The 565-nt window shown below is 62.4% G+C and carries 1 protein-coding gene; it reads left to right on the top strand.

Going from position 1 to position 565, the window contains the following annotated elements; genetic code table 11:
- Positions 1 to 195 precede the first annotated feature (195 nt).
- Positions 196 to 471 (top strand): hypothetical protein, encoded by a 276-nt coding sequence (locus AB4Z32_RS27575; RefSeq protein WP_442124996.1) that lies wholly within the window; start codon positions 196 to 198, stop codon positions 469 to 471.
- The last annotated feature ends 94 nt before the right edge of the window (positions 472 to 565 follow it).

The raw sequence follows: 565 nt of genomic DNA, 5'->3' as shown, positions 1-565 counted from the left end.
CGAGCTACGACTCGTCGATCAACGCCGCACAGAACCTGGGCCAGATGCAGAACGTGATGACGGCCACCGCCAACGACTCGGCCTTCCTGGGCGGCGTCAGCGTGGACAGCAAGGTCCACCAGAACGGCCAGAACAAGATCGTCGGCTGATCCCCCATCGCCATCATCGTTGACTATACTTTCAAGGAGCATTGCCATGAAAAACCTGACCATCAAAGACCTGGACCGCGCCGAACAACTGGACCGCGCAGCCATGCGCACCGTGCGCGGCGGCTGGAGCATGTTCTCGCCGTCCGTGAAAACCGGCGACATCAGCTACAAGCCGAGCTACGACTCRTCGATCAACGCCCTGCAGAACCTGGGCCAGGTCCAGAACGTCGGCACCCTCACCGCCAACGGCTCGGCCTTCCTGGACGACGTCAGCGTGCACAGCAACGTGCACCAGAACGGCCAGAACAAGATCGTCGGCTGAGAAGGAGAGACCCATGTCATCCATCGCAATCCACGACCTGGCGCACAGCGCCACGATCGACGGCCAGGCCATGTCGGCGGTCCGCGGCGGCTAC

Source organism: Massilia sp. 2TAF26 (genome assembly GCF_052115005.1).
Classification (GTDB): domain Bacteria; phylum Pseudomonadota; class Gammaproteobacteria; order Burkholderiales; family Burkholderiaceae_D; genus Telluria.
Note: the sequence above shows the minus strand (reverse complement) of the source record. Positions and strands in the feature narration are given on the sequence as shown.